Source organism: Moorena sp. SIO3H5 (genome assembly GCF_010692395.1).
Taxonomy (GTDB): Bacteria; Cyanobacteriota; Cyanobacteriia; order Cyanobacteriales; family Coleofasciculaceae; genus Moorena.
Genome location: NZ_JAAHHS010000659.1, coordinates 1 through 2,554, shown reverse-complemented (window position 1 = coordinate 2,554; position 2,554 = coordinate 1). Strand labels below are relative to the sequence as shown.

General features: G+C 41.3%; 3 protein-coding genes. All 3 read right to left on the bottom strand.

All coding sequences use genetic code 11. From position 1 onward, the window contains the following. Positions 1-355 precede the first annotated feature (355 nt). A complete protein-coding gene (locus tag F6K52_RS35195) occupies positions 356-967 on the bottom strand; it encodes a chromophore lyase CpcT/CpeT (protein WP_293089656.1) in 612 nt (203 codons plus the stop codon). Positions 968-1,053: 86 nt separating this feature from the next. After that, on the bottom strand, positions 1,054-1,590 hold the full coding sequence (locus F6K52_RS35190) for a phycobiliprotein lyase (protein ID WP_293089653.1): 537 nt from the start codon (positions 1,588-1,590) through the stop codon (positions 1,054-1,056). Positions 1,591-2,073: 483 nt separating this feature from the next. Then, a partial coding sequence (locus F6K52_RS35185; protein ID WP_293089651.1) for a phycobiliprotein lyase occupies positions 2,074-2,554 on the bottom strand: 481 nt, incomplete at its 5' end.

Below are 2,554 nucleotides of genomic sequence, written 5' to 3'. Positions count from 1 at the left end.
TCACAAATCATCCTCAACTCTAATGATAATTAATATTTTATGATAGTGGTTTGATAACAAAGGGCGTAGAGAGTAGGAACAAAAATCCTCACAATTACTACACGCAATCCTATAGGTTGTAGGTTTTAGGTTTTAGGTTTTAGGTTTTAGGTTTTAGGTTGTAGGTTTTAGGTTTTAGGTTTTAGGTTTTTAGGTTTTAGGCATACCTAATAATCACTTTCATAAAAAAAATGGTTATTTTGAGTCGTCTAATCTAGACTACTTTACCTACCCTAATTTACTTAGTATTTGTTTGTTGGTTTTTGTGTTATAAGCTAATTGGTTATTGCTGATCACTAGGCAATATACATCCGCGCTACAAATCAGGTAATTCCTCAGCAAAACTTTGCCGTTTTTCAAATCGTAAATGACCAGCTGCTGATCCCCATACGTGCTCATGAGTATTGACATCCATACCCTGATCTAGGCTTATCCAAGTCGTTTCAGTCAATTCCACATCACTGACCAGATAGGTTTTACGCCCATTACGTTGGATGAAACACTGGCAACCAGGTTCTACACTGCCACGAAACATGTCACCCTCTCGCCAGAAAATCATTGAACAGTTGTAGCGACGTTCTATAGCATCAGGGGTGATCGTTTTGAGAATATCTAGCTCTCGCGCTGCCCCGGCATAAAGAACTGGATCCTTAAGGCTGTAATTTTCTATATAACTATGATCACCTTTATCAATCAGGCGATGGACTCCCTGACGGTAGGGACTCCATAGATCATAGTCATAGACTTGCTCAGAGTAGAAACCAATACCCGAAAAGAAATCAAAGGGTAAGGGGCGAAAGAAAACATGAATGTGAGCGTAAAGCTGAGGATTATCAATCGCTTGTTTTTGGTTACTAAAATCTCCAGCCATCCAACTAGCTAGAGTTAGTAAGTTACTGGTGTTTTTATCGGTAGTACTAGACAGCATTCCTGTATTAATCTAATTAAAACCTAGGGTTAAAAAAGATAAAAAAAAATCTCAATTATGACCTTAACGGTTCAACCGGGTCACTTTCAGCTCGATTGGGATAGGTCACGGATTTCTGAAGAAAACGAAGCTGTAGTCACCCCTTGACCAGAACTGGTTTTAATCAGGGAAACTCGAAAACGTAGATTTGGTGTGGCAAACCAAATCCGTTCTTCAGCAGCTGCTCGGTCATACTCCGTTAACAAAGTGAAGGTACCATCTTCACTAATGTGATAGTTGCCCACTGCTGCAATTGTCTCCGCATAGCCTTGCTCTCTGAGGAGTTTTCCCCGATCGGGGTTGTCAAGATCGGGGATAGGGACTAGAACGCAACTTCCAGACTGGATGTCCTCTTCATCCCAATCTGATTCACCTTCCCAACTCATGCGAAAGGGATGCAAGGCAGTTGTGGGATCAATATCGTATAGTTTGCAAATGTCAATCACAGCTGAGTCATCAGCCTCAAGGGCAACAATATCAATAGTTGAGCGTATTTCCTCAAAGTGACTAAACGCTAAGTGATGACCGCTGCGTTGCGATCGCCAACGTCCAATAGAACGTTCTATAAATTCAGTAAGCTCCATCTGCTATGTGTAGTTTAATTTAAAAAAGTTAACAATTTTGTTTGCCTATAGCAGCTGAATGATCAGCGGGGGTGGTGTTTTAGCTGACGCAAACCTAGTAAATTAGAGCCTTTACCCGGATTTACACCTTCAGTTATACACCGTGGCTCCAATCCTTCAACATTAGTAATTGTAAACTTTTGTGACAGTTATGTGTGGAGACCAGAACTAGTATCAACGGAAACATAACATTTCCCTATACATAGTTAAATATATATAGTATTGATAGCAGTTATCATAGTAGTGATGCAGTAGCCTCACAGGGGTTTACCCCACTCGCGCTTTGCATGGCTGACAATCAGGTAAACAGGATTTTTTCCCTGATCCGAAGTTCCCTATTCCCTTTTCCCTATTCCCTGTTCCCTATTCCCTGCTGCCTACTCCCTACTCCCATTAACCCAGAACGAAAGTCCTTCAACCAATTGAGAAATGCTACGCTAATTATCAAACTTTTTGTTCCACGCCAAATCCTACTAGCACCACCTTGTCTAGGGGTTCGCTTTCTGGAGGACGCTGATAATTGATAATTTTGCGGATTCTTAAGTTGGGATTAATCAGGGTAATGGAATCAACAGATACCACACGGGTATAGTAGGTGGTCATCAAAAGTTCTAGTTTATTGGTATCGAAGCTAAAATGAGCGACTTTAGGTTTAGCTTCTTCGTAGGCGCGATCGCGTAAATAATCTCCCTCTATAATCATTGATTCTTCGACCTGAGGGACAAAAAGCATATTCAGTTGTTGGGACACCCGTTCACCTTTTTCAGAAACTGTCTCGAAACCAAGATGATAACCACACAGGTCATTGATATTAGGTAAGTCAGGTTGCTGATTATCGATCAACACCTTAGTTTTGAGGGCAGAAGACAGGGGTTCAATGGTGAATTCTGTAAGGGAGCGCTCACCAGGAGGTAGAGCGCTCCCA